Origin of the sequence: Streptococcus sp. UMB1203, assembly GCF_030217725.1 — a bacterium.
In the GTDB taxonomy this organism is placed as follows: Bacteria; Bacillota; Bacilli; order Lactobacillales; family Streptococcaceae; genus Streptococcus.
The window spans coordinates 1-272 of the sequence record NZ_JASOOK010000080.1 but is presented as its reverse complement, the minus strand read 5'-3'; the positions used below and the strand labels follow the sequence as shown (position 1 = coordinate 272).

The 272-nt window shown below is 57.4% G+C and carries 1 pseudogene; it reads right to left on the bottom strand.

The window, feature by feature from the left end:
• Positions 1-272, bottom strand: a pseudogene (locus tag QP439_RS09025) (CAP domain-containing protein); the annotation flags it as partial.

Here is a 272-nt window from a genome sequence, read left to right as displayed (position 1 = left end):
GGCGCTGGTGTCGATGGAGTCTCTTCTTTTGGAGCTGGTGTCACTGGCTCTTCCGCTTTCGGTGCCGGTGTCGATGGAGTCTCTTCTTCCGGTGCCGGTGTCACTGGCTCTTCCGCTTTTGGTGCTGGTGTCGTTGGTTCTTCCGCTTTCGGCGCAGGTGTCGTTGGTTCCTCTGATTTTGGTGCCGGTGTCACTGGCTCTTCCGCTTTTGGCGCTGGTGTTGCTGGAGTCTCTTCTTTCGGTGCTGGTGTCGATGGCTCTTCCACTTTTGG